Source organism: Lujinxingia vulgaris, from assembly GCF_007997015.1.
Lineage (GTDB): Bacteria > Myxococcota_A > Bradymonadia > Bradymonadales > Bradymonadaceae > Lujinxingia > Lujinxingia vulgaris.
In genome coordinates this window covers 1-514 of record NZ_VOSM01000112.1, presented here as the reverse complement: position 1 = coordinate 514, position 514 = coordinate 1, and the positions used below count along the sequence as shown (strand labels likewise).

Below are 514 nucleotides of genomic sequence, written 5' to 3'. Positions count from 1 at the left end.
GGAATTCGAATTCGATACAGTGAAGTCGTTCCCGGACGATATGCCGTCCCGCGTCGGCTATGAAATCGTCGAAGAGAAATTCGATAAAGGCGAAATCGCGCCCTCTACTTTGCTTGTGGAAAGCGATGAGCCGATCACTGAAGAAGCGGCAGCCAAGCTTGCAGAAGAGCTAACCGCATACGATGAAATCGCTTCGGCCCGCCCTTCCGGCCAGACCGAAAACGGCGAAGCGGTGAAGTACAGCATCGCGCTGTCGCTCAATCCGTATTCGACGGAAGCGCTCGATTTCGTGGAAGACTTGCGGAATGAAAGCGGCGACGTGCTCGAAGCTGCCGGCATTGACGGCGAAGCGCATTTCGGCGGCATCACGCCGAAGCTCGTCGATGAACGCGCCGTCAACAACAGCGACATCTACAAAATCGTCGCACTCGAGACCTTATTGATCCTCGTGCTCTTGTTCGTGCTGACGCGTTCATGGAAAATGCCGTTCTATATGATGGCGACGATCCTATTC

The 514-nt window shown here is 54.5% G+C and carries 1 protein-coding gene; it reads left to right on the top strand.

Annotation, left to right across the window (positions count from 1 at the left end; genetic code table 11):
• Positions 1–514, top strand: a 514-nt coding sequence (locus FRC98_RS21140; protein WP_146983529.1) for an MMPL family transporter, incomplete at both ends; no start/stop codon positions are given.